Origin of the sequence: Microcystis sp. T1-4, from assembly GCF_000297435.1 — a bacterium.
Lineage (GTDB): Bacteria > Cyanobacteriota > Cyanobacteriia > Cyanobacteriales > Microcystaceae > Microcystis.
In genome coordinates this window covers 1-561 of the sequence record NZ_CAIP01000282.1, presented here as the reverse complement: position 1 = coordinate 561, position 561 = coordinate 1, and the positions used below count along the sequence as shown (strand labels likewise).

At 50.1% G+C, this 561-nt stretch carries 1 pseudogene; it reads right to left on the bottom strand.

What is annotated here, in order from left to right:
• A pseudogene (locus MICAI_RS16135) lies at nucleotides 1-561 on the bottom strand (photosystem II q(b) protein); the annotation flags it as partial.

The window sequence follows — 561 nt, the reverse complement described above, 5'->3', positions numbered from 1 at the left end:
TGTTATGTTCTGCTTGGAACACGAACATAAAGTTGAAGGTTCCAGAGATTCCTAAAGGCATACCATCAGAGAAAGAACCTTGTCCGATGGGATAGATTAAGAATACAGCAGTAGCGGCGGATACGGGTGCAGAGTAAGCTACACAAATCCAAGGACGCATTCCTAAACGGAAAGACAGTTCCCACTGACGACCGAGGTAGCAGAAGACACCTAGTAAGAAGTGGAAAATGACTAACTGGTAGGGACCACCGTTGTATAACCACTCATCTAAGGAAGCAGCTTCCCAGATGGGGTAAAAGTGGAGTCCAATTGCGTTAGAAGAGGGAACAACCGCACCAGAGATGATGTTGTTTCCGTAGAGTAGAGAACCAGCTACAGGCTCGCGGATACCGTCGATATCTACAGGAGGAGCGGCGATAAAGGCGATGATGAAGCAGGTGGTGGCGGTGAGCAGGGTGGGGATCATGATGACACCGAACCAGCCGACATAAAGACGGTTGTTGGTGCTGGTGATCCACTGGCAGAACTGCTCCCACAGGGAAGCGCTCTCGCGCTGTTGTA